General features: G+C 44.9%; 24 protein-coding genes and 1 riboswitch. Of the genes, 19 read left to right on the top strand and 5 right to left on the bottom strand.

Translation table 11 applies throughout. The features are described 5' to 3' along the window. The first annotated feature begins 155 nt into the window (after positions 1-155). The 8 genes from J2T19_RS11010 (at position 156) to J2T19_RS11045 (ending at position 7252) form a co-directional block, all read left to right on the top strand. A complete protein-coding gene (locus J2T19_RS11010; RefSeq protein WP_145047973.1) occupies positions 156-731 on the top strand; it encodes a cob(I)yrinic acid a,c-diamide adenosyltransferase in 576 nt (191 codons plus the stop codon). After that, complete coding sequence (locus tag J2T19_RS11015) at positions 728-1714, top strand: RluA family pseudouridine synthase (RefSeq protein WP_307215601.1); 987 nt, start codon at positions 728-730, stop codon at positions 1712-1714. The genes J2T19_RS11010 and J2T19_RS11015 overlap by 4 nt, the downstream gene beginning before the upstream one ends. A gap of 122 nt (positions 1715-1836) precedes the next feature. Further along, entirely contained in the window at positions 1837-2202 is a 366-nt protein-coding gene (locus J2T19_RS11020) for an arsenate reductase family protein (protein WP_307215603.1), read from the top strand. A 180-nt stretch (positions 2203-2382) separates the two neighbouring features. Next, entirely contained in the window at positions 2383-3276 is an 894-nt protein-coding gene (locus J2T19_RS11025; protein ID WP_307215605.1) for a 5'-3' exonuclease, read from the top strand. Then, on the top strand, positions 3273-4388 hold the full coding sequence (locus J2T19_RS11030) for a phosphodiester glycosidase family protein (RefSeq protein WP_307215607.1): 1116 nt from the start codon (positions 3273-3275) through the stop codon (positions 4386-4388). Before J2T19_RS11025 ends, J2T19_RS11030 begins: the two co-directional genes overlap by 4 nt. A gap of 31 nt (positions 4389-4419) precedes the next feature. Beyond that, the gene (locus tag J2T19_RS11035) at positions 4420-5115 is read left to right on the top strand and encodes an MOSC domain-containing protein (protein ID WP_307215609.1); all 696 of its coding nucleotides are present in this window, start codon (positions 4420-4422) and stop codon (positions 5113-5115) included. A gap of 63 nt (positions 5116-5178) precedes the next feature. Further along, positions 5179-6057: an ROK family protein gene (locus tag J2T19_RS11040; protein ID WP_307215612.1), complete on the top strand. Its 879-nt coding sequence runs from the start codon at positions 5179-5181 to the stop codon at positions 6055-6057. 193 nt (positions 6058-6250) lie between these two features. Then, a complete protein-coding gene (locus J2T19_RS11045; RefSeq protein WP_307215614.1) occupies positions 6251-7252 on the top strand; it encodes an HRDC domain-containing protein in 1002 nt (333 codons plus the stop codon). Between the two features lie 91 nt (positions 7253-7343). Here the strand turns inward: J2T19_RS11045 and corA are convergent, their stop codons facing one another. Beyond that, complete coding sequence (corA, locus tag J2T19_RS11050; protein WP_145047966.1) at positions 7344-8279, bottom strand: magnesium/cobalt transporter CorA; 936 nt, start codon at positions 8277-8279, stop codon at positions 7344-7346. Between the two features lie 452 nt (positions 8280-8731). Further along, positions 8732-8856: riboswitch (SAM riboswitch) on the top strand. Positions 8857-9055: 199 nt separating this feature from the next. Here corA and metA point away from each other — a divergent pair. From metA to J2T19_RS11080, 6 genes are all read left to right on the top strand, one after another. Then, entirely contained in the window at positions 9056-9973 is a 918-nt protein-coding gene (gene metA / locus J2T19_RS11055) for a homoserine O-acetyltransferase MetA (protein ID WP_307215617.1), read from the top strand. Positions 9974-9998: 25 nt separating this feature from the next. Continuing rightward, entirely contained in the window at positions 9999-11186 is a 1188-nt protein-coding gene (locus tag J2T19_RS11060) for an aminotransferase class I/II-fold pyridoxal phosphate-dependent enzyme (protein ID WP_307215619.1), read from the top strand. Further along, complete coding sequence (locus J2T19_RS11065) at positions 11179-12363, top strand: trans-sulfuration enzyme family protein (protein ID WP_307215621.1); 1185 nt, start codon at positions 11179-11181, stop codon at positions 12361-12363. Before J2T19_RS11060 ends, J2T19_RS11065 begins: the two co-directional genes overlap by 8 nt. Positions 12364-12618: 255 nt before the next feature. Then, entirely contained in the window at positions 12619-13758 is a 1140-nt protein-coding gene (gene mqnC, locus J2T19_RS11070) for a cyclic dehypoxanthinyl futalosine synthase (protein WP_145409562.1), read from the top strand. Between the two features lie 265 nt (positions 13759-14023). Continuing rightward, complete coding sequence (locus tag J2T19_RS11075; protein WP_307215624.1) at positions 14024-14953, top strand: aldo/keto reductase; 930 nt, start codon at positions 14024-14026, stop codon at positions 14951-14953. Between the two features lie 33 nt (positions 14954-14986). Beyond that, a complete protein-coding gene (locus tag J2T19_RS11080; RefSeq protein ID WP_307215626.1) occupies positions 14987-16000 on the top strand; it encodes a zinc-binding alcohol dehydrogenase family protein in 1014 nt (337 codons plus the stop codon). 132 nt (positions 16001-16132) lie between these two features. Here J2T19_RS11080 and J2T19_RS11085 read toward each other — a convergent pair whose 3' ends face one another. The 4 genes from J2T19_RS11085 to J2T19_RS11100 form a co-directional block, all read right to left on the bottom strand. Next, complete coding sequence (locus tag J2T19_RS11085) at positions 16133-17038, bottom strand: YitT family protein (protein WP_307215628.1); 906 nt, start codon at positions 17036-17038, stop codon at positions 16133-16135. Positions 17039-17145: 107 nt separating this feature from the next. Then, positions 17146-18384: a cation:proton antiporter gene (locus J2T19_RS11090; protein ID WP_307215630.1), complete on the bottom strand. Its 1239-nt coding sequence runs from the start codon at positions 18382-18384 to the stop codon at positions 17146-17148. Positions 18385-18388: 4 nt separating this feature from the next. Further along, positions 18389-18883, bottom strand: a complete 495-nt coding sequence (locus tag J2T19_RS11095; RefSeq protein WP_056698525.1) for a cation:proton antiporter regulatory subunit — start codon at positions 18881-18883, stop codon at positions 18389-18391. Positions 18884-19206: 323 nt separating this feature from the next. Continuing rightward, complete coding sequence (locus J2T19_RS11100; protein ID WP_307215633.1) at positions 19207-19611, bottom strand: hypothetical protein; 405 nt, start codon at positions 19609-19611, stop codon at positions 19207-19209. A 306-nt stretch (positions 19612-19917) separates the two neighbouring features. Between J2T19_RS11100 and J2T19_RS11105 the strand changes: the two genes are divergently transcribed. From J2T19_RS11105 to liaF, 5 genes are all read left to right on the top strand, one after another. Further along, positions 19918-20862 carry a putative sporulation protein YtxC gene (locus J2T19_RS11105; protein WP_307215635.1) on the top strand — a complete coding sequence of 315 codons (945 nt, stop codon included), beginning with the start codon at positions 19918-19920 and terminating at the stop codon, positions 20860-20862. A 439-nt stretch (positions 20863-21301) separates the two neighbouring features. Next, a complete protein-coding gene (gene thrS / locus J2T19_RS11110) occupies positions 21302-23239 on the top strand; it encodes a threonine--tRNA ligase (protein WP_307215637.1) in 1938 nt (645 codons plus the stop codon). A gap of 369 nt (positions 23240-23608) precedes the next feature. Beyond that, complete coding sequence (locus J2T19_RS11115) at positions 23609-24151, top strand: 3D domain-containing protein (RefSeq protein WP_370874861.1); 543 nt, start codon at positions 23609-23611, stop codon at positions 24149-24151. 93 nt (positions 24152-24244) lie between these two features. Continuing rightward, positions 24245-24451: a hypothetical protein gene (locus tag J2T19_RS11120; protein WP_235540651.1), complete on the top strand. Its 207-nt coding sequence runs from the start codon at positions 24245-24247 to the stop codon at positions 24449-24451. 209 nt (positions 24452-24660) lie between these two features. Next, positions 24661-25704 carry a cell wall-active antibiotics response protein LiaF gene (gene liaF / locus J2T19_RS11125; RefSeq protein WP_307215642.1) on the top strand — a complete coding sequence of 348 codons (1044 nt, stop codon included), beginning with the start codon at positions 24661-24663 and terminating at the stop codon, positions 25702-25704. Positions 25705-25707 lie beyond the last annotated feature (3 nt).

A 25707-nucleotide genomic window follows, 5' to 3' on the forward strand; every position in this document is an offset into this window, starting at 1 on the left:
ATACGTGGCAAGCTTCCAAGCGGTTTCTGAAAAAAATGCATTTCCGTATCTTATGGTGGTCAAGTATACTGGTTAAGTTGAAGTTAAGGAATATTCGCATTACTAATAACCCGAATATTCTACCGCGCGAATCAATAACAATTGGAGGGATTAGCATGGGCATATACACACGAACAGGTGACGAAGGTCAAACATCAGTGATTGGTGGACGGGTCATCAAGGATGATGATCGAGTAGAGGCATATGGAACAATTGATGAACTGAATTGTTTTGTGGGACAGGCAATCAGTTTAATTGATCATGCAACAGGACAATTCGAGGATCTCCGTGAGCATTTGCTTGAAGTACAACAGGAGTTGTTTGACTGTGGATCAGATCTCGCTTTTGTAAGAATTAGTGAGACAAAATATAAAGTGCGGGATGAGATGGTTACTAGATTGGAACAATGGATTGACATGTATGATGCGGAGAATCCAAAGGTAGAACGTTTCATTTTGCCGGGGGGAAGTCAGCTATCGTCTGCACTGCATGTATGCCGTACTGTATGTCGTCGTGCGGAACGCCGCGCAGTTACCCTTGGCCAACATACCGATATTAATCCATCGGTAAGACGTTATTTAAACCGTTTATCAGATTATTTCTTCGTGGTTGCACGGACAGCCAATGCGAGACAACAGGTCGCTGATATTGAATATGTGCGGAGCAAAAAAGTGTTCCGCCGCAAAGAATGAGCCTGTATTATTCGCCGCTTGTTTATACGATTCCTGAGCAGGAGGATGGCTGGCTACTGAAGACCGTGCTACAGCGGCGGCTGCAAATATCCCGTAAACTTTTGTCGAGATTGAAGCTCACGGAACAAGGAATCATGTTAAACGGAGAGCGTGTGTATATCAGCGTGAAGGTATCCGCGGGGGATCGACTCGAAGTGCGAATGGAGCAAGAAGAATCGGATGACATTTTGCCAGAAGAGCTACCCTTTAACATTTTATATGAAGATGAGCATCTGCTTATTGTCAACAAGGATTCGGGCATTATCGTACATCCCACGCATGGGCATTATACAGGCACGCTAGCCAATGGCGTTGTCCATTATTGGAAGTCCAAAGCAGAGCGCTTCCGCTTCCGTCCGATTCATCGTCTGGATCAGGAGACATCAGGTGTGCTGGCGATAGCCAAAAACCCTTATGTGCACCAGCACGTGTCGGAGCAGATGATTGCGGGAACGGTTGATAAAAAGTATATGGCTATTATGCATGGTTGCCCCAGTGAGGCGCAAGGTGAAGTAGATGGACCGATTGATCGCGATCCAGAAGAGCCTCACCGCCGAATTGTCACACCTGATGGATATGCCGCAAGAACCCTGTACAAAGTGGTAACCACATGGGGAAATGGCAGCGCTAGTGTTGTGAATCTGAAACTGGAGAGTGGCCGAACCCATCAAATTCGTGTGCATATGACATCCATTGGTTGTCCGCTAATTGGCGATCGGATGTATAAGACATTGCCAAGCGATAGAATCGATGCTGAGACAGAGGCGATGCGAAACGAGCGAGATGGGTGGATTGATCGTCAAGCGTTACATGCCTACGAATTATCGTTCGACCATCCTATTCTGAAGCAGCGGATGACATTCCAGGCACCATTGCCCCCAGATCTGGCAGCGTTGGAGAAACGACTTGATGCTGAAGCGCAACCCAGAGAGGATCGGATTTAAAAAATGGATCACTTATGAAGTAAAAACTGCAATGCGATGGTATCGATTTCGAGCGACTTTTGGATTTGCAAAGCAAACCAAGGGAAGCGAGAAAACGATACCGGAGCATAGGAGGAACAGCAATGAGTCAATTAAAAGTATATCAGTACGCCAAATGCGGGACATGCCGCAAAGCAGTGAAGTGGCTGGAGGCACAAGAGCATCAGCTAGAGTTAATTCCTATTTTTGATAACCCACCTACTGAAGCTGAGCTTACAGATTTGATCCAGAAGAGCGGACTTGAGGTTAAGAAATTTTTCAATACCAGCGGAGAGGTCTACAAAGAGCAGCAGCTGAAGGATAAGTTGCCGGGCATGTCGGCCGAAGAGCAGATTCGTCTGCTAGCTTCGAATGGTCGTCTCATCAAACGTCCCATTGTAACGGATGGAGACAAGGTCACCGTGGGCTTCAAGGAAGATACGTATGAGCAGGGGTGGAATAACCGCTAAGAACTGCGGATAACTTGGATTCTACCGTAACTGTAAAGGTGGTAAAATCGCGGCCCTGAATGTTAAGAATTCAGGGCTTTTTTGGCTGACCGATAAGTGGTAGAACTATGATATAATGATAGAGTTCTTTTTGCATTTTATTTTATTGGTTACACACAAGATAGGAGAGAGTAAACACAAGTGAATCAACGTAATGAACCTACTTTGTTGCTAGTAGACGGTATGGCAGTGTTGTTCCGGGCATTTTACGCAACATCTGCAAGCGGATATATTAGACGTACAAAGGCAGGCTTGCCCACCAATGCAGTTTACGGATTTATCCGTTATTTCTGGGATGCGGTTCAGACCTTTGGGCCAAGTCACGTCATCTGTTGTTGGGATATGGGTGGAAAGACGTTTCGTGGCGAAGAGTACGCCGCTTACAAAGGCAATCGTCCCGAAGCTCCAAATGATCTAATTCCGCAGTTTGAGTTAATTCGCGAAGTCATGGATAGTCTGAATATTCCGAACATTGGAGCAGCTGGATATGAGGCTGACGATTGCATTGGCACGTTAGCGAAATATTACACAGAGCAGACAGACATGAATGTAATGGTACTGACGGGTGATCATGACATGTTGCAACTGATTAATGATCGTACAAGCATTATTATTATGAAAAAAGGTCATGGCAACTACATGGTGTACACACCAGAGTCGCTAATGGCGGAGAAACAACTTACACCTCGCCAGGTCATTGATATGAAGGGCTTGATGGGGGATGCAAGTGACAATTATCCAGGGGTTCGAGGCATTGGTGAGAAGACGGCACTGAAGCTTGTTCAGGAGTATGATTCAATCGAAGGGATTCTGGACAACTTGGATAAGCTTACACCTTCGGTACGCAAAAAAATTGAGAATGATCTGGACATGCTTCATCTGTCCCGCAAATTAGCAGAGATTCACTGCGCGGTTCCAGTTGCATGTGCACTGGATATGTGTGAATTACGTCTGGATCCGGATATGGTGATGGACAAGTTTGAACAACTTGAGATGAAGAGCCTTGGCTCTTGGATGGGAGTGGCAATAGGGTGAGCAGTATTCAAACACGAAGATCAAGTAAGAGATGGTGGACAGGAGCTATGGCTCTTGTCCTGGCTTTACCGGTATTATTGTCAGGGGCAGTAAGTGCTCCACAGACAGTCGAAGCCAAAGCAGCAATCAGTACAAAAGTGCAGAAAGTAAAAGCAGCAGGACGAAGTTTCACCGTGCAAACGGTTAGTATTCCAAAAGGCACACCAGTGACAGTAGGATTAGCGAAAAAGCAGGTAGGACAGACCGCAACATTGCCTTCCATTGTCAAAGCGTATGGGGCGCAAGCCGCGATTAACGGAGCTTTCTTTGAGGCTTATAATGGTGCTCCAGATCCATATGGCATGTTAATAGCGAATGGTAAAGTAATACATATAGGAAGATACGGTACAAGCATTGGTTTTAAAGAAGATGGCACAGCTATTATGGATTCACTTCGTGTGAACTTAACAGGCATGGTAACGACGCCAGAAGGCAAATCCCGCAGTTGGTACGCTACCTTTATTAACAGAACCCCTTCAGCAAATGCAAGCATTACGATGCTGTATACGCCCGAGCGTGGTTCAAAGGTTGGGTTCAAAGGTGGTACAGCAGTAGTGATCGAGAAAGGGATCGTGACGAAAAAAGTACCGAATACCAATATTGCCATTCCGAAGAATGGCTCAGTTCTGGTCTTCACAGGTAGCCACAAATCGAACGCCGATCGTTTCGTAGTTGGCTCCACCGTTGAGATGAATTACAAGTACACGAATGCAGCAGGCAAGGAAATTCCTTGGGATGAAGTTGTTACTGCTGTTGGTGCCGGTCCGCGTCTCGTCAAGGATGGGAAGATTTCGATTAATCCAGCAAGTGAGGGCTTCAAGGATCCGAAAATTCTCAACGCCTCTGGTGCAAGAAGTGGAATTGCCATTATGGGCGATGGTTCGGTTCTTCTGGCAACCGTTTCCGGTGCAACAATGAAGGAATGGGCTGCTGTGATGCAGAAGCTTGGAGCGAAGCAAGCGATGAATCTGGATGGTGGTGCATCTTCAGGTATGTATGCTGGTGGTAAAATGCTCACTTCGCCTGGTCGCTTGTTAAGCAACACACTCGTTTTTGGTGGCTCCGTTAAATAATCCGTGAACAATGAAAGGGAGGAATGCACAAATGAAACTCACACAACCATCCGAATTGGGCGATAGCCCTACAGCTGTCCTTTCTCTAAATGTGGGTCAGCCTAAACCTTTGCCTGGTCAAAAACGTGAAGTGCTGAGCGGAATTGTGAAGACTCCCGTTTCTAGTCCAGTTTTCTTGTCATTCACGGGCATGACTGGGGATGCTCAGGCTGATCTAGAGCACCACGGGGGACCCGACAAGGCGGTTTGTGTGTATGACCATAGCCGTTATCCATTGCTGGAGCAATTGATGGATCGAAAGCTGGAGTGGGGAGCTTGTGGCGAAAATTTGACGGTCGAGGGCTGTGCAGAGGATCTGGTGCGGATTGGCGATGTGTATCAATTAGGTGATGCTCTGGTTCAAGTTAGTCAGCCCAGACAACCTTGCTTCAAGTTGGCAGCTCGATATGACTACAAGGGTTTGCCCGTATATTTTCAGGAAAGTGGACATACCGGCTTTTATTTCCGTGTGTTACAAGAAGGAGAAGTGAAGCCAGAGTCTGTGTTCAAACGAATCAGCACGGATTTAACTTCCATGACAATTCTGGAAGCGAACCGGGTGATGCATCAGGGTAAACAGGACGCGGAAGGCATTCGTGCCTTGCTAGCCATTACAACCCTCTCGGACAGCTGGAGACAAACGTTGGTAAACCGTTTGAACAAGCTGGAAGGCGAGTCGTTGGATTGAACGAGTAGAGTGATCGATGACAGAATGAAATTCCTTTTACATTAATTGAGGAGTGTGACGAACATGACGATCTTAGGCGCGATTGAAGCTGGAGGCACGAAGTTTGTATGTGGTATTGGAAATGAAAAGGGAGAAGTGTTGGAACGAGCTAGCTTCCCTACAACAACCCCCGAAGAAACGATGGCACAAGTCATTGCTTTCTTTGAAGGCAAAAATATTGAAGCATTAGGTGTGGGTTCTTTTGGTCCAATCGATCCGATTGAAGGTAGTCCAACGTACGGATACATTACAACTACACCCAAACCGCATTGGGGGCAATATAACCTTATTGGCAAATTGAAGGAACATTATGATGTGCCAATGACGTTTGATACCGATGTCAATGGGGCTGCACTTGGTGAAGCGACTTGGGGTGCAGCCAAAGGCTTAGACAGTTGCCTGTATATTACGGTGGGTACAGGAATTGGTGCAGGTGCTGTAGTTTCTGGTCAAATGGTACATGGATTGTCTCATCCAGAGATGGGACATATCATCGTACGTAGACATCCGGAGGATACTTTTGAAGGGTTCTGTCCTTATCATAACGATTGCTTAGAAGGACTTGCTGCAGGTCCAGCGATTAACAAACGATGGGAACAACCAGCTTATGAGTTATCACCGGATCACAAAGCATGGGAGATCGAAGCTCATTACTTGGCGCACGCACTTATGAACTATGTTCTGATTCTCTCCCCACAGAAAATTGTGATGGGCGGCGGTGTGATGAAGCAGGAACAACTCTTCCCGCTTGTACGCAAAAAATTACAGGAATTGCTTAACGGCTATGTACAGCACCCAGCACTTCAGGCCGATATTGATCAATATGTGGTTTCACCGGGTCTTGGAGATAATGCAGGATTGTGCGGCTCCTTGGCGCTTGCGAAGCTTGCACTAGATAAGTAAGGTATACTGCACGGAATGATTGACGAATTTTTCCAATATGGTATGATATAAGCAACAGCATAGCACGGTTTGTTGAGGAAGCACCTCTCTTGCATTCATTTTGCAGGAGGGGTGTTTTTTTATGCCTTTTTTAAGGTGATGGAAGGTAAGCCTTACAAGCGGTGTCGCTGAAACTCGAAGGAGGGATTGACCAATGGAAGTCATTTTTATGAACAGATTAGCAAGAATTACAGATCAGAATGAAGAGCTCGCACAGGTGTGGATTGGCGAAGAAGAAGGAGCATGGCATCTGGGTTGGAGTTTGTATGAGGAAGGGGATCGAGAGGATACGGTTTGGTATGAGGGCAGTTCGTGGGAAGAGCTTATGCATATTTATCGGCATCAACTAGCACTACAGATGAGTGCAGGGTTCCGACCGTTACTGCAAGGGTTATTTCATGAAATTGAAGAGCTGCGATCACGAAATTATGGCGGACAACGGCTCCAATGTTACAGTGAATTGTATGCCAATGAGACATTGTACGAAGACTTATGCGCATGGCGTAGAAAGAGAGCGGCATCTGACCGAAAAGCACCTTATTTTATTGCCACGAACCGGTTGCTTCGCATGATTAGTTCGTATGTGCCACTGACAATGGATGAACTGATGCAATTGCCGGGTGTTGGAGAGAGCAAGGCCTCCGAGTATGGTCAAGCATGGCTGGAGCTAACGAACGGAGTGGAGCGTTCCACCGTATTTCCACTCGACTGGGTATACTCTGCATTGAAAGAAGAGGAGTATGAGAACTGGTTGTATCGACAGAAAGAGCAGAAGTATAAGCAGGAACTAGATAAGTTCAAGACTCGCAAGCAAGTACTGGAAGGTATGAAGGAAGGACATACGTTAGAGGAGATTGTTAACCGTTCGGGATTGTCACGTCGAGAGCTAATCGAATTACTGGAGATCTTGGATTTAGAGGGATATGATACGGATTGTCTTCTTGATGCAGAACTTGCGATTATGCCTGAACAAGAACAGGAGGCCGTTTGGAACGCCTATGAGGAACTAGGAGACGCGTTTCTGAAGCCTGTGCTACATAAAGTATATGGGGAAGAGAAACCAGGTGGAAGTAGCCTGGAGCAAGTATATGAGAAACTTCGTATGATCCGGATTCGTTATCGTCGTCATGTGGAGACGGAGCAGAACGTCAGTTAATGTGCAAATAGACCAAAAAAAAGACGAGGCCGTAATCCCAATAGGGAGGCTTCGTCTTCTATTTTCTTTGATATGTTCATTCCGAGTCTAATCAGATCCAGTCTTTTTTGCGGAAAATGAAGAACATACTCAGGCCAAGTGTTACCATAAGCCCAATCACGACAAAGTATGAATACTTCCAGTGCAATTCTGGCATAAATTCGAAGTTCATCCCATAGATACCGGTAATAACGGTCAAGGGCATGAACACTGTCGTGATGGCGGTAAACACACGCATGATCTCATTCGCTCGGTTAGCGATACTGGATTGATAAGCTTCACGTAAGTTGCCCATCAGATCCCGATAAGTTTCGAATGTCTCGGATATTTTCACTGCATTCTCATAAATGTCGCTGAAGTATTTCTGCAATTGATCATCAATGAGACGAAGGTCTTTTTTGTTGAGTGTATTAATGACCTCTTTTTGAGGGCCAAGCACTTTTTTGAGCCATAGAATCTCACTACGAAGCCCGATTATTTCGTTTAGGTGAGATTTTTTGGTGTGCATCAGAATATCTTCCTCAAGCTTTTCGATCCGTGCCTCAATCCGATCACCGACAGTAAAATAATTATCGACAATTAAGTCGACCAGCAAATATAACAGACGATCCGGAGTGCTGACTTCCTGCTCCCATAGAATAGGTTTTAACGTTCGCAGCTCACTAACTTTCTGTTTGGTCACACTGATAATGAAATGTCTGCCCAAGAACAGGTTGACGGCACGTAAAAATATCTCTTCATCATCAAAACGAATGCTATTAATGACAATAAAATAATGACTTTCATAAATTTCGATCTTCGGACGTTGTTCCTCGTCACTTAAGCAGTCTTCCACCGCTAGGTCATGCATCATAAATAGCGGCTGAAGCACGGCCAGATCATCCACATCTGCATCAATCCAGTAAAAGCCCTCCGCTGGTGGAGTCAGCGCTTGCTGAATATCATCCACTGGGATAAATACACCGTTGTTTACCAACCGGATTTTCATCGTTATCGACTCCTTCTGCACCCGCCAGGTTGGCGGTTCTTCATCATTATGGGCGCAAAAAGAAGAGATCAGCCGGTCGGCAGCGGAGCCTGGTGATCAGGTCTGCGTTCGCTCTATATGCAAACGGAAGTAACGTCCCGCTGCCGGCATGCTGATGTCAATTCTCTATGCTGTTTGTCGGAATTCGGATGCCAGTCAGGCCTCGGGTCGCCATCCATTGATTATGTCACCTCTCACATAAGGGTTTACAACACCTGTTTAGTATACCGCTGGTCCAAGGTGCTTTCAAGCGCAAAAATGTGTCTATTTCGCGCCCTGAGGCAGTGTATGATAGGAGGTGAAAAACGGTTCCGAGAAGTAGAAACTTAGGATGAACTGTAGCTTGACGTGAACGAATTAATGTTTTAAAGTAAACGGAAAGCAATTAAATTTCAAAAATTAAATACAGCGAAATCTTATCAAGAGTAGGTGGAGGGACTGGCCCGATGAAACCCGGCAACCGGCGGTATACCGCACGGTGCTAATTCTTGCAGCGACTATGTACCCAAGAGGTACTGTTGTAACTGAGAGATGAGAGAGGCGCATATCTATTTACATATGACCTTTCTCGGAATCCGAGGAAGGTCTTTGTTATATGCCCCGACTTCTCAGCAATGATTTTCGCTAAGGAACTTGAGCCTGTCTCACGGCATTAGACCTAGGATTCTATGCTTGTAGAGCAAGCCCATGGCAGCGTATGCTGCAATCTATTTATGCTCAAGGAGGAGTTAGACACCATGCCAATCAAAATACCGGACACTTTACCTGCAAAGGAAGTGCTTGCAGGAGAAAACATCTTTGTCATGGACGAGACATCCGCATATCAACAGGATATTCGTCCGCTTCGTATCGCTATATTAAACCTTATGCCAACGAAAGAAACGACAGAGACCCAGCTCTTACGTTTGGTGGGAAATACACCTATTCAGGTCGACATCGTTCTGGTGCATCCGAAATCTCACACATCTAAGAACACTTCCCAAGAGTACCTGGATGAATTCTACAAAACATTTGATGAAATCGAGCATCGCCGCTTCGATGGTATGATCATTACAGGTGCACCTGTGGAACAGATGGATTTCGAGGACGTGAACTATTGGAAGGAAATCCAAGAAATTTTTGAATGGACTAAAACCAATGTAACTTCAACCATGCATATATGTTGGGCCTCACAAGCAGGCTTATACCATCACTTCGGCGTTCCTAAAGTCTCACTGGACGAAAAGTGCTTTGGCGTATTTCCACATACGATTAACAAATCTCATGTCCCACTCCTGCGTGGTTTCGATGAAGTCTTTAATGTTCCTCATTCACGTCACACGGAAGTGCGTCATGAAGATATTGAGAAGGACGAGCGTCTTGAGATTTTGGCTGAATCCGAGGATGCAGGTATTTTCCTAGTTGCTACCAAAGACGGTAAACAGATTTTCGTTACCGGACATGCTGAGTACGATCCGCTATCCCTCAAGTGGGAATATGATCGTGATGTAGCCAAAGGATTAAATGTAGCGCTACCTAAAAATTATTTCCCGAAAGATGATCCTTCCCGTGTTCCTCCGGCGACATGGCGGGCGCATGCTAACTTATTATTCTCTAATTGGCTCAATTACTATGTGTATCAAGAAACACCTTACGATATTGGTCCGCAAATTTAATCGAGATAACAGGGGGATTTCTGCAATGGAAGATAACAAGTTGAAAATCGAAAGCCGCTTAGCTCAAATTGGTTCTATTAGTGAACCGGTCACAGGTGCAATTAACTTTCCAATCTATCAAGCAACCGCGTTTCGTCATCCGAAGCTCGGACAGAGCACGGGCTTTGACTATATTCGTACAACGAATCCAACACGTAAAGTGTTGGAGGAAGCGGCTGCTGCACTGGAGTCTGGTGATGCAGGTTTTGCCTGTAGCTCAGGTATGGCCGCACTGCAAACGATTTTTGCACTGTTCAGTCAAGGAGATCATCTGATTGTATCACTCGATCTGTATGGGGGCACATATCGTTTGCTGGAACGTATTTTATCTCGTTTCGGAGTAACAGCAAGCTATGTCGATACGAATGATCTGGCTGCATTAGAGAAAGTTCTCCAGCCGAATACCAAAGCGGTCTTTATTGAGACACCAACGAACCCGCTGATGATGATTACAGATGTCGAAGAGGTAACCACATGGGCGAAGAGCCATAACCTGTTGACTATTGTGGATAACACGTTATTGACTCCATTCTTTCAACGTCCAATCGAGCTGGGTGCGGATATCGTCATTCATAGTGCAACGAAGTACCTTGGTGGACATAACGATGTCCTTGCTGGATTGATTGTGACCAAAGGAGAGGAACTGTCAGCGGAAATGGCATTTCTACACAACTCCATTGGTGCAGTGTTATCTCCAACGGATTCCTACCAGTTGATGAAGGGGATGAAAACATTGGCTCTTCGGATGGAGCGCCATGAATATAATGCATTGACAATCGCTAAATATCTTTTGGAGCATCCAGCTGTTGGTGAAGTTTATCACCCAGGATTGTCGGATCATCCCGGATATGAGGTGCAGAACAAGCAATCCAGCGGTAACACGGGTATCTTCTCTTTCAAAGTGAAGGATGCTCGTTACGTAGAGCCATTGCTGCGTCATATTAAACTCATCGCATTTGCTGAAAGCTTAGGCGGCGTTGAATCATTAATGACATATCCAGCAGTACAAACTCATGCCGATATCCCGATTGAGATCCGTGATGCTGTCGGTGTGGATGATCGTTTGTTGCGCTTCTCCGTAGGTATTGAGCACGCAGAGGATCTTATCGCAGATCTGGACAATGCCCTTGCAGCAGCAAAACTCGAAATTGAAGGAGGAGCACATCATGAGTGAACAAAACAAAAATTCCGGTTCTTCTGATTCTGCTGAATTGAAATTCGATACAAAACTGCTGCATTTCGGGGATGAGATAGACAAAACGACGGGAGCTTCCAGTGTGCCGATCTATCAGGCGTCCACCTTCCATCATTTTGATATCTTTAATCCACCACAACATGATTACAGTCGTTCAGGGAATCCTACGCGTCAGGCTTTGGAGGATTACATCACCCTGCTAGAAGGCGGGGTACGTGGTTTTGCGTATTCTTCAGGGATGGCAGCAATCTCCAGTGTCTTCATGATGTTCTCGGCGGGGGATCATATCATCGTGACAGAGGACGTGTACGGCGGAACATATCGCTTGCTGACCTCGATTTTAAACCGGATGCAGATTGAAACGACATTTGTCGATATGACAGATATTGAAGAAGTGAAAGCAGCGATTCAACCAAATACGAAGGCCGTTTATATGGAGACACCCTCCAATCCAACGCTGAAGATTACGGATATTGCTGCAGTAGCATCATGGGCTCAGGAGCATGAGCTCGTTACAATTCTGGATAACACATTTATGACACCTTACTACCAGCGTCCAATCGAGCTAGGTGTAGATATCGTTGTACATAGTGCTACTAAGTTCCTTGGTGGTCACAGCGATGTGTTAGCAGGGCTTGCTGTAGCTCGTACAGAAGCTCTGGGTAGACAGCTCAAGCAGTTGCAGAACGGGTTGGGTACTGTGCTTGGAGCACAAGAGTCCTGGCTACTCATGCGTGGAATGAAGACACTTGGTGCTCGTATGGCACACAGTGAACAGAGCACAGCCAAGCTCGCGGCATGGTTGAATGAACGAAGTGATGTTTCAGCTGTTTATTATCCAGGGTTAGAGGATCATCCAGGTCGCGAAGTGCACGAACGCCAGTCGACGGGCTATGGTGCTGTTGTATCCTTTGATGTAGGTTCTGGTGATCGTGCCAAAGCGGTGCTTAATCGTGTGAAGCTACCAATCGTTGCTGTGAGCTTGGGAGCAGTAGAGAGTATATTGTCTTACCCTGCAATGATGTCTCATGCCGCAATGCCCGCAGCGGTTCGTCGTGATCGTGGAATCACAGATGGATTGCTTCGCTTCTCGGTCGGTCTGGAGGACATTGATGATTTGATCGCAGATTTGGAGCAAGCACTGCAGGAATCCTAGGAAGAACCTGCTAAATCTTCTCTGACAGCAGGCATCCTTCGTAATCAAAAGCGGATTTTTTGAACAACCTCTATATGTCTACATTTTCATTTATTTTTAAAGCACCTGCTCATAAGGTGCTTTTTTTCACATGTAACCTGTGTTACGATAGTTGGAGTACAGAAATGCGATGTTTTCACCGGAACTTGTGTATCTAATCCACAAGCTAGGATGATCGTTATCATATTTTCACTTCATGAGGGAGGCTTTTTTATAATGAGTACGGTAGACCGTATCTTAGATAAAGCCCTTCGGGGCGAGCGTTTAGATTTAGAAGATACGATTCAACTATTTGAGTCGGACGAAGTGGACAAAATTGGTGCGGCAGCTAATGTTATCATGAAACGCATGCACCCTGAACCATACAGAACATTCGTAATTGGGCGTAACATCAACTACACAAACGTATGCGATGTATACTGCCGTTTTTGTGCTTTCTATCGCAGACCTGGTTCCGATGAAGGCTACGTATTGCCAGATGAACTGATCTTCCAGAAGATTCAGGAGACGGAAGACGTTAACGGTACCGAGATTCTTATGCAAGGCGGTACGAACCCGAATTTGCCATTCAGCTATTACACAGACATCCTCAGAGAGATTAAAGTGCGTTTCCCGAATATTACAATGCACTCCTTCTCTCCAGCTGAAATTATGAAAATGGTTGAAGTTTCGGATGGTCTTACACTGGAAGAGGTTGTACGTGCGATTCATGAAGCAGGATTGGATTCCCTCCCAGGTGGTGGTGCTGAGATTCTAGACGACCGTACACGTCGCAAAATCAGCCGTCTAAAAGGCTCATGGCGCGATTGGATGGACGTTATGCAAACAGCTCACCGGATTGGTATGAACACGACAGCAACGATGGTCATTGGTCTTGGTGAATCCATGGAAGAGCGTGCATTGCATCTGATGCGTGTTCGTGAAGCTCAGGACGAATGTATCGCTAATAAATATGACTCTGAAGGGTTCTTGGCATTTATTCCATGGACATTCCAGCCGGATAATACGAACCTCAAATTAGAGCGTCAGACACCTCAAGAGTATCTAAAAACGGTGGCAATCAGCCGTCTGGTATTGGATAACATCAAAAACATTCAATCCTCATGGGTTACAATGGGGCCTGAGATTGGTAAGAAATCTCTTGAGTTTGGTTGCAATGACTTCGGTAGCACAATGATCGAGGAGAATGTCGTATCCGCGGCAGGTGCAACTTATAAAGTAAACATTGGTTCAATTCTTCAACTGATTCGTGAAGCAGGTTACATTCCAGCTCAACGTAATACGAGATACGAAATTCTGCGTATGTTTGATGAGGAAGAGAACACCCTTGAGCAAGACTTCGTTATGCAGAACTAGTAATTAATTAAACATAAGCTTATTGATTCTTCAAAAAGCCATAAAGCCGCGATGTTCCTTCATGTAGAAGGACTTGGCGGCTTTTTGTATAATCGACTAATATTTTCTATTTAGAGAAATGGAGAGCTTAATCAGATCATGAAACAGTATATAATCCACATATGAAGGTATTTTATATTCTTTTTGAACTGGTACAATGAAAAAGCAATGTATTTTACATGACCTCAGCTGTTCTCAAGTGATATATAGGGAAAGGGGTAGGATGATGAAGCAAAGAATACTTGGAAGGACAGGACTAAATGTCCCCGTACTAAGCTTCGGTGCATCTTCCTTGGGTTCGGTATTTCGTAATATTGATCCTAACGAAGGTATTCGTACTGTACATGCTGCACTTGATGCAGGCATGAATTACATTGATGTGTCTCCTTATTATGGATTAACGAAAGCCGAGACCGTGCTAGGTCATGCGATTCGTACTGTGCCACGTCAATCCTATACGTTATCTACGAAGGTAGGTCGATATGGTGAGCATGAGTTTGATTTTTCACGTAAGCGCATTCAAGAAAGTGTGCAGCAGAGCTTAACAAGGCTTCACACAGACTATATTGATATGTTGTTTCTTCATGATATTGAGTTTGTACCAGCTGATATCATTATTGAAGAAGCTTTCCCAACCTTGTTAGACCTCAAAGAGCAAGGAGTCATTCGATTCGCGGGCATATGTGGACTGCCGTTAACCTTGTTCGAGAACGTATTGCCACAGATCGAAGCCGATACGATCATCTCGTATTGTCATTACACTTTAAATGATACATCGTTATTATCTCTGCTGCCGCTATTGGAAAAAAACAATGTTGGTCTGGTGAATGCTTCGCCACTCGCCATGGGTTTGTTAAGTACTAGAGGTGCGCCAGCTTGGCACCCTGCGACTGAACGAGTGAAGCAGGTTTGCCTGGAAGCTGCGCAATTCTGTGCAGAGCAAGGCAGTAACATCGCGAAGCTTGCTGTGCAGTATGCAACTGCCAATGAGCAGATCCCAACTACTTTGGTGAGTAGTGCGAGTGTTGAGAATATCCGCAATAATGCTGACTGGCTAGATGAGGAGTTAGATGAGGAATTGCTCTCAGCAGTGCTCCGTATACTTGCATCCATTCATAATGAGACCTGGCCAAGTGGTCTTTCAGAATATAATTAAAATCATCTAGGAAGCATCTAAGGGGGATTAGAGATGAGAGCTGTTGTATGTGAAGAAGTTGAACATCTAACTTTACAGGACGTACCTGAGCCTGAACGAACCGAGCATGAGGCGATCGTTTCAATTAAACGCATTGGTATCTGTGGTACAGACCTTCATGCGTATAAGGGCAATCAGCCATTTTTTACGTATCCTCGTGTGTTAGGACATGAATTAGCAGGGGTCATAGAAGATATCGGGCAGAATGAAGCAGGTCTACAAATCGGGGATACGGTCAGCATTATTCCATATTTGCACTGTGGACGATGTATCGCTTGTCGTTCTGGTAAAACCAACTGCTGTGTCTCCATGCAGGTGATGGGTGTACATGTAGATGGGGGCATGCGAGAAAGAATAGCGATACCTGTATCTCATCTATTGCGAGCGGAAGGGCTGACGTTGGATGAAGCTGCGATGGTGGAACCCCTGAGTATTGGAGCTCATGCCGTAAGAAGAGCTAGAATACAACCAGGAGAACAGGTTGTTGTCATCGGTGCAGGCCCAATTGGTCTTGGGGTAATGGCATTCGCCAAACAAGCAGGAGCTAGAATTATTGCCGTGGATCGAAATCAGGAACGATTGGAACTTAGCCGCTCTTTGGCAGGGGCAGACATCCTGGTACAAGCAACAGGACAAGCAGTGGAACAAGTTAGAGAAGTTACAGAGGGAGATTACGCTACCGCGGTCTTCGATGCAACAGGTAACGTAAATTCGATGAATGAAGCCATTCGTTATGTTGCTCATGGTGGGCAGCTAGTATATGTAGGTTTGGTCAAAGCGGATATTACCTTTCATGACCCCGAGTTCCATAAACGGGAGATGAGTATACTGGGAAGTCGAAACGCGACGCGAGAGGACTTTGAACAGGTCATGCAGGTTTTGCGTGCGAAGAAGCTGGATTTGGATACCTATATTACGCATCGAACGCCATTTGACCTGTTACCTTCGGCTATCGAGCAGTGGCTACTTCCAGAGTCTAAGGTCGTTAAAGCGATCGTTGAATTATAAGGGTCAATCAGGTCTTTAACAACATAAACACCAAAAACTCTCTCAGATCCTCAGGATAACAAGTATCTAGAAGGTAGAGAGAGTTTTTGGTGTATTTCGCTATATCATAATGACCGTGTATAGAAGTCAAGATCACTTCTCTGGATTCGTGACAAGACCCGCATGTGGATCAATGTGTCGCACGATTGATTTGAGCCAGATCATTTCAAGAAAGTGAACTTCGTAATAGAGTGCGCCTGGAAAATGTTGAACCCATCCATCGCTTACAGCGGATTGGAGAGAATGACTTGATGGGTTAGGTGTTACCGGTTCTCGGCGTAATCGTTTCCGCAAAGCCTGCATGACTTGATCCCTTTGCGCGGTTAAAATATACACCTTGCGTTTCGCTGAGAATCCACGGAAAGCAACGTATACCATTTCATAAGCAATCAGATATGCGATAACAGAATACATGGCCTGATCCCAACCAAATACAACACCTGCAGCTGTTAGAATCAGCAAGTTAAGCAGCATGATTATTTTTTCGATAAGCATCCGTTTCCCGCTAAATAAACGTTCAGGTGGCCGAGAAGACGGATCACCGATTTCCAGCGTATCCAGTGTCCCGCCATAACGCACCACTAGCCCAATTCCTATTCCCAGACATAACCCGCCGAACATCGCTGCGGCAAGTGGATGTTCTACTAGTGGTGGCATGGGATGAAGCACGATGGCACCGATCGAAAAGACAACCAGGCCCAACACAGTAACGAGTACAAACTTTTTCTGCACGATCTTGTAGGATAGAAATATAAATGGAACGTTGAATAAGAAGAGGAATAATCCGATTCTCATCTCAGTCCAATGGGCAAATAATGATGAGATGCCCGTGATTCCACCAATAATGATCTTATTGGGGTGAAGGAACAGTTCAAGTCCCACGGAGGCCAGAATACCACCTGCTATCACAAGTAAAAGGTTTAACAGGCGACGACTTGATGAGATTCTGGTCTTGGCGGTGTGTGGCGCCGGATTAGCCGATATCAGAGGTGCTTTCATACGTCATCCTCCTTTGTGCGGTTCCGAGCCATTCTCCCTGGGTGATTCACAGAAAGATCGGCGTAGAGCCGCGAGTTGCTATTTAATGTCTACTCCACATAGACATGTCATCCTTCTTTTTGCAAAACTTTAGGTTCTTCTTTTTTCTTGCGTGTGTCCTTGAACTTAAATATTTTATCCAAAATTCTAAACACATGTTTGGACTCTTTGGTCAACAATGGTCCGAGGATTGCCAGAATGAGTACATACAACGCAGCAAACGGTTGAATCATTGCCATCAGTCCCCCGGCTTTACCCATGTTGGCCAAGATAATGGAAAATTCACCACGTGACACAATGGTTAATCCAATATTAGCCGATGCTTTTGGAGATAAGCCTGCGCTCCGGCCAGCCAGCATGCCTGCAAGGAAATTACCAAACAATGTAAGAGCTACTGCAACCAGAGCTAGCCAAACGGCATCGCCACCCAAAGACAACGGATCAATGGAGAGCCCGAAGCTGAAGAAGAAAATGGCTCCAAAGAAGTCACGGAACGGTAGAATCAAGTGCTCAATACGTTTAGCGTGTTCCGTTTCAGCAAGAACGAGTCCGACTAACAAGGCTCCAATGGCTTCAGCAACATGAATGGTTTCAGAGAAACCGGCCACGAGGAACAAGGCACCGAATACAACGAGTGAGAATATCTCGTTAGATCGTATTTTAAGCAATTTGTTCAATAATGGCGTAGCTTTGCGTCCAATAATAATCACAATTAACATGAACCCAAGGGCAATAAGCGCGGACATAATGACGCCTCCGACGGAGGATGAATCACTGAGTACCAGTCCTGACAAGATTGAGATGTACACAGCGAGAAACACATCTTCAAACATGATGATTCCCAGTATCATTTCAGTCTCCGGATTAGCTGTACGCTTCAGATCGACGAGTACCTTCGCTACAATCGCACTTGATGAAATGGTGGTGATACCCGCAATAACCAATGCTTCTGCAACTGGGAAACCGGAAACAAAACCGAATATTAATCCCAGCGTAAAGTTAATGGCGATGTAGATCGAGCCACCTACTGCAATAGAGCGACCCGATTTCACCAACCGTCCTACCGAAAATTCAAGTCCGAGATAGAAGAGCAAGAATAGAATACCAATTCGACCCATGAAGTCGATAAAAGGCTGACTCTCGATGAATCGGAAGTCTAGATGCCAGATTTTCATGGCATGCGGACCAACGGCCATACCGATCAAAATATAAAAAGGAACAACGGAAAAACGTAGTTTAGCAGATAGGAGTCCGGCTGCTGCAATGAGCACCAGCGCCAGACCCACTTCGAATATCAAATGATCCATTCACTCACCCCCTCCCGCTCAGGAGGAGGGATTTGAACAGTTTCTGCTGGTTACGTTCGCCGACAGCGACAACCGTCGATTCTGCAGTGATCACGACCTCCGGACCGGGGCTAATATGTTTTTTGTGGTTTTTCTCAACAACGGCAATAACCGTTGCTCCAGAGTTTTGACGTACGTCTAGTTCACCAATGGATTTACCGATACATCCGTAGGAAGCCTCAATTTTATACCATTCAATGATCAGGTCATCAAAAGTAACTTCAATATTCTCAAGCTGTTTTGGCTTATAGGTCAAGCCGCCGACAATAGCAGCAATCTGTCTTGCTTCATAATCATCCAGTGTAATCATGGAGATACTTTGGTCTGGATCATCATACTCAAAGTGATACATTTCACGACGTCCATCATCGTGAATAATAATTACAATTTTATCGCCACTACTCGTTTCAATCTGAAATTTCTTACCGATACCTGGTAGATCCGTTTCGCGTACATCCATGGATAGTTGCCTCCTTAAAATGAGAGCTGGCCACAGAAGACAGGCTTATTTCCCGTAAATCGAATGATCTAATGATGGGAAGAAACATTAAATATGCGGGGAAACAGAGCCAGGAACTCCTGACACACAGCCGTAATGTTTTGAATTCAATTCTTAAATATGGGTATGACAAAAGAGTGCTACAAAGATTGGCATCCAAGCCAATAGGGTATTAATATTTAACTTAGCTAAAAGGGTAATGAGTTATGCACAAGTATTCCGTCTTTTCATCAATGAACAAAGAGGAGCCTCTATGCAAAGCAACCTTAAATACGCTGCAACGACTAGCGAAGAGTGTACACGTATTTTGGTGCTATAGGAGTGGGGGAAACATACATACTGGTGTATTTAATAGGTAGCAGAATTAATCTGCGTTTAAACAGACAAATCAACGGTTTAAAGGGCAGACGTGGTGTTGGAATCCGCAAAATCAATAGTAATGCAAGCACAAGAAAGACAGGTTTCTTATGCACAACCGCAAGGAGTTTGGCCATCACTTGTGGGTATCTGCGGATGACGGGCTTCTGTTGAGACTCTGGAATCTGAACCATTATTTCCTTGTTAGAGTTCGAATCAACAGATACTCCGACAGCGGATTCTGTCTGCATCGGAATAGGGAAACACAGGGCTTGGAATACGCACAAAATGATAATCAAAACGCTGCGAACAATTCTTGGTTGTGTTCTCATTCTGGCTTCCCCCCTTTTCCGTGAAACATACTGTTATAAAAATAATAACACATTTTTGGCTGATCTCCAAACCACTTTCGAAAATAGAATGCAATTTTTTGTGAATAAAGCCCCGTATGATCAGCAACATGTAGTACACAACTAGGAAAAAAGCCGCTAGATCTTGTACTTGAGAACGATTAAGAGTGAATGTGGCAAAATGCTGAAATATACTGAGAAATCATGACATGCTTTCCATCAATCCGCTTCGTATATCCCCATACACCTTGCCATATACTTTGAACAGGACGGAAAGGAGTGATTCTTGTGGAACTGTTTACCGTATGGACAGATGTATCCGGGCAAGAGGAAGCGGATCAATTTCATCACTGTATCAAGGAAAAAACCAAAGGTTTACATATAAGTAAAAGAGGCTTCAGGCTTACCTTCAAACATAATGATGGTAGAGCAGTCTGGGTATGCAGAGGTAATGAGAATCACAATGACTTCCAGCAATGGCTACCACAAATTAGTGAATTATTTGCTAATGGCTTGGCTGATTTTATTATGCTTACTCGCGAACGACATATGGTGGAAGATATGATCTCCAAAGCATGCTCCGTCATGGATGAGCACGAAGTAGAGAAGGTAAACCGAATTTGTATGCCTCTTTTGATCAATGGTGATCTGGATCAGCCAGGACTCCGTGATCGTCGACGCTCAACACTCGCAAGTGGATTGAAGAGGGATTTGGAGGATGTTCATTTTTTTCATCTAGATGGCATTGTGAACTTCCGAATGAAGCAATACAAACAAGAGCTGCATGAGCTGGTGGAGTATGCTCTAGATGAGTTTTGGATGGATCGACAATACGAAGAATTTATGGGATTGCTGAAATATTTTGTTTTCTTCCAGGAAGCTAAAGTGCCTCTAATTCATCTCGTTCATAAAGGAAAGCATGAATTCCAAGTGTATGATGCTGCGCTTAAGCTATTGCCTGTGCAAAAAGATGAACAGGTTGTGGTGGAGATGCCTGGACTGGAACTGGAAATGGATATAGAAGATATGATCGTGAGTACGCTTATATCGATCTCGCCTGAGAAAGTGATGCTGCATACTAGCACAGTGGATATGCCCATTATTACTACCATTCGTCAGATATTTGAGGACAAGGTGCAGTTATGCCATCATTGCCCGGAGTGCGAGGTACTGCGTGCGGGTTTATTGACTGGTCTTGACGCAAGCGATCTCGGCAATTATAATAACTGTTGATCCACGAATTATGGGTCGAGTTACTTATAATGATTAATGAACTAAAAGCGTTGACAAAGATATGAGCCACTCGAATGGTCGGTGCAGAGAGAGGGAACTTTGGCTGAAATTTCCTCCAGATTCCACGTTTGGTTTACCCCTTTGTAGTTGCGGTTTTGAAAGCGGAATGTAGAGAGCCAATGGAACGATCAAATGGAACTTAGCCGTGAGTAAGGATCTGCCGGGTCATGCCCGTTATCGCCATGCCAATGAGGGCTGTATATCCAGATCAGATCGGATAAATCAGCTGAATTAGGGTGGAACCACGAGTATATTACACTCGTCCCTTTACCGGGACGGGTGTTTTTTGCGTTTTTTTGCCTTCGTGCGAAAGGTCGCAATAGATCATCAGTCCATTATTTAATGGACAAAGGTTACATTTACAGGAGGAATGAGACAAATGGCAGTTAACATTAAACTCCCTGACGGTTCCGTACGTGAGTACGCTGAGGGAAGCACCATTGAAGATGTAGCGGCTTCGATTAGTAGCGGCCTGCGCAAAAATGCTGTAGCGGGTAAATTGGATGGCATCGTGGTGGACTTGTCCACAACGCTTCATGAAGGTGCGCTGGTAGAGATCGTAACGTTGGATTCTCCGGAAGGCCTCGAAGTGATGCGTCATAGTACAGCTCACTTGATGGCTCAAGCAGTGAAGCGTCTATACGGTAACAAAGAGGTTCATCTCGGTGTAGGTCCTGTTATTGAAGATGGCTTCTATTATGATATGGATCTGGAACAACCACTCAATCCTGAAGATCTGCAGAAGATTGAGAAGGAAATGGAACGTATCGTTAATGAGAATCTGCCGATTGTTCGTAAGGAAGTTAGCCGCGCTGATGCAATCAAAACGTTTGAAGAAGTGGGCGATCCTTACAAACTAGAATTGATTCGTGATCTACCCGAAGATAGCGTAATTACGATCTACGAGCAAGGTGAATTTTTCGACTTGTGCCGTGGACCACACGTACCATCTACAAGCAAAATTAAAGTGTTTAAGCTGATGAATGTTGCTGGTGCATACTGGCGCGGAGACAGCAAAAACAAAATGTTGCAACGGATCTACGGTACTGCGTTTGTGAAGAAAGCACAATTAGATGAACATCTGCACTTGCTTGAAGAAGCTCGTAAACGTGACCACCGCAAATTGGGTAAAGAGCTGGAAATGTTCACATTCTCTCAATTAGTGGGACAAGGTCTGCCAATCTGGTTGCCTAACGGTGCCAAATTGCGTCGTACTTTGGAACGTTATATTGTAGATTTGGAAGAAAGTCTGGGATACCAGCATGTATACACTCCTGTTCTCGGTAACGTAGAACTGTATAAAACGTCGGGTCACTGGGAGCACTACCAAGACGATATGTTCCCGAAAATGGTTATGGATAATGAGGAACTGGTTCTTCGTCCAATGAACTGTCCTCACCATATGATGGTGTACAAGTCCAGTATGCATAGCTACCGTGATCTTCCGATCCGGATTGCTGAGCTTGGTATGATGCACCGTTATGAAATGTCAGGAGCACTCACAGGGCTGCACCGTGTACGTGCGATGACATTGAATGACTCTCACATCTTTGCACGTCCAGACCAAATTAAAGAAGAGTTCGCTCGTGTAATCGAGTTGATTCAAACCGTGTATAAAGACTTTGGTATTCATGAATACCGCTTCCGTTTGTCATATCGTGATCCACAAGATACAGAGAAGTACTTCCAAAATGATGAAATGTGGGAAATGTCCCAACGTATGTTGCGTGAAGTTGTGGAAGAACTGGATTTACCATTCTACGAGGCTGAAGGCGAAGCGGCATTCTATGGTCCGAAGTTGGATGTTCAGATCAAAACGGCACTGGGCAAAGAAGAAACGCTCTCTACCGTACAACTGGACTTCCTGTTGCCAGAGCGCTTTGAGCTTGAATATGTTGGAGATGACGGACAGAAGCATCGTCCAGTCGTTATTCACCGCGGCGTAATCAGCACAATGGAGCGCTTCACAGCGTTCTTGCTCGAGAACTTTGCTGGAGCATTCCCACTGTGGCTCTCTCCAGTACAAGCAAAAGTAATTCCGGTATCGGGCAACTTCGAAGATTATGCGCGTGAGGTTGAAGAGAAGCTGAAACGTGCAGGGATCTCGGCAGAAGCAGACTTGCGGAATGAGAAGTTAGGATACAAAATCCGTGAAGCCCAGCTTGAGAAACTTCCTTACATGTTTGTCGTTGGGGAAAATGAGCGTAATGCGGCTAGTGTCTCTGTGCGTAAGCGTGGAGAAGGCGATCTCGGCATGAAGCCACTTGACGAAATTATAGCTCAGCTTAAAGAAGAAATTACAACACGTCTCGTGTAATGTTCTAAAACATATGGTTATCACCGTCTGGTACAGTGGATTCGTCTGCTGTGCCGGACTTTTTTTTATTTTGTAAGATACCTGTATAACGTGTTTGCTTTTTGGAAAACCTTTGCAGTGAGGGGAGGTTTTATAATGAAAAAGCAATTTATATTACAACAGAGCAGGTTAAGATTACTGATCTCATGGTGTGTGGTAGCCGCCGGATTAGTCTTAGGTATAAATCAGGCAGAGGCGTATACATTCGAAGAGGAAAACGAAGTGAGGCATGTTGAAAACCGCTACAGTAGTAGTCCAAATGTGGTAGAAGTAGAAAAGCAAGAAATCAGACTGCCTGAGAAATATAGTGCTCAAGCTCAGTTAACGACAATGGTCTACATGGGTTTATTGTGGTCTCCACAGCCGATTGTCATTCCTCAACCTGTGGCCCCTGGCAAACAAGTTGTTCTGGATCCGTCCATGCCTGTTATGGCGCCTCGTTCAGAGCAAGTGCTTGGCACACAAAAGGTAACGGCAACGGGTTATACCGCTGGAATTGAGTCGACGGGAAAAGGGCCTAAGCACCCTCAATATGGGATTACATATTCTGGTGTGAAGGTAAGGCGAGATAAGGAGACCGTCTCCACAATCGCTGCCGATCCCAAATTGTTTCCTTTAGGTTCTATCCTTTATATTCCTGGTTATGGCTATGGGATCGTGGCAGATACAGGGTCAGCCATTAAGGGCAACAAAATTGATCTTTATTTCCCTACAACAAAGCAGGTGTACAAGGAGTGGGGTAAGAAGGATGTAGAGGTTCAGGTAATCAAGCAGGGCGGCGGAAAATGTACGGAACAAATGTTGGACGAGCTGTCGCAAGCGATTGATGTGTATAAATCGGTGCCTGATTCATGGCTTGATAAAGCGGTATGATTTTGGAAGTTTCGATCAATGAATAAGCGGGGGGCTCTCTTCACATAATACTCTCTGGGGACGAACCCCACGACTCAGCAATGAGACGTAAATATGAAGAGAGAGGTGATTGTTGTGGCTAAGAAATCCCAAGGTTACAAAACGCCAAACGAGAAGTACAATGCGGAGTTTGGTCAAGAGAACGTAGCGAGCAAAATTAAACAATCCGAGCAAAACAAAGTGAAGGATAATTTTCAAACACCTGATGAAAAATATAACGCTGAGTTCGGCGTAGAAAACACAGGCAAAACACAAAAGTAAGCTGCACAACAAACACCTTGGAGCATGTTCTCCAGGGTGTTTTATTATGTGTATATACTTCAAGTACATATTGGGAAATGACTTAAAAAACCATAAATATCCTGTGGACTCGGTCTAGAGACTGAGATGACTTCCATCTGCCGCCGCTGTTATCAGAGCCTCGTCTGAGGTACACTGGATACAGAATACAGACGAAGGAGACATGAGCGATGAAACGATCTACGCGGGACCGCTGGTGGGTGGGTATACCCCTCATAGCTATTGGTGCAATGATCTTGTTCAGACAATTGGGATATGACATTGATATAGGATACATTTTTAGAACCTACTGGCCGTTGTTTTTAATCTGGTGGGGAGCCAAAGGAATTTCTGAAATCCGGCGCAATGGGGGCTACGCTTTTATCGGTCCTGTTATCGTATTGTTGATCGGGGGTTACTTTCTTGCACGCAACTTGGGATGGATCGACTATTCAATGGGAGAGTTTATCCGCTATTTGATTCCAGTAATGCTGATCGGCGGAGGATTGTTTGTACTGGTCGGACCCCGGCGACGTGATCGAAAGCATCATGACAAAATGCAGTCACCTCCACCACCTGAACAACCTTATCAGCCATTGTCACCAGAAGATCTAGAGATGCAGTCGACATTCGATGAACAATTTGAGAAAACATTTGGCAAACCAAAGCAAGAACAGAAGCATGATCCATATGGTTCTTACCATACAGACCAAGAACATTTGAATTCTTATGAGCATCAACAATATAAAAAGCACAGCACACAAGATTCATCTCACAAAAAATATGGGAAATTCGATTCGAGTGATCCATATGGTCAGCACTCCAACGATTATGGGAACTACGACGGCTATGGCGATACGATTAATAAGTCTGCCTTCATTGGCGATCTGTACATGGGGCAAGAAGTATTTACGCTGAAGCCAATGAACATCTCCGCATTTATTGGGGACACGGTGATTGATTTGACGAAAGCACAGATCCCGTATGGGGAGACCAAGATTGTGATCTCGAACTTTATAGGGGATGTCAAAGTATTCGTACCAGAGGATATGGATCTTGGAGTAACCGTGACAACCAATTCCTTCATTGGTGATATGTCATTGCTCAACCAGAAACGTGGTGGTTTCATGAGCAGTGCTCAAGCTGAAACTGCACATTATCGTGAAGCAGGCAAAAAGGTGAGAATCATTGTGAGCGTATTTATTGGTGATGTCAAAGTTAATAAGGTGGGTTAATGC

The organism is Paenibacillus tundrae, assembly GCF_030812775.1.
In the GTDB taxonomy this organism is placed as follows: domain Bacteria; phylum Bacillota; class Bacilli; order Paenibacillales; family Paenibacillaceae; genus Paenibacillus; species Paenibacillus tundrae_A.